Genomic DNA, 241 nt, shown 5'->3' with positions numbered 1-241 from the left:
TCGTCGGGTTCCTCGCCGACGAGGAGGCCGGGGGAGTACTCGGGTCGCACGTCCTCGTGAAGGAGCACCCCGCGCTCTTCGACGGGGCCACCGAGGCCATCAGCGAGGTGGGCGGCTACTCGACGTTCATCGACGGCCGACGGGCGTATCTGCTGCAGACGGGCGAGAAGGCCCTCATCTGGGTCAAGCTGATCGCCCGCGGAACTGCCGGCCACGGATCCCAGATGATCGAGGCGAACGC

The 241-nt window shown here is 68.5% G+C and carries 1 pseudogene; it reads left to right on the top strand.

Annotated elements, in window-relative coordinates:
* Positions 1-241, top strand: a pseudogene (locus ACZ6JE_RS15500) (M20/M25/M40 family metallo-hydrolase); the annotation flags it as partial.

This window comes from Frigoribacterium sp. AC759 (genome assembly GCF_979256015.1).
The sequence above is the reverse complement of the archived record's forward strand: the minus strand, read 5'-3'. Positions and strand labels throughout refer to the sequence as shown.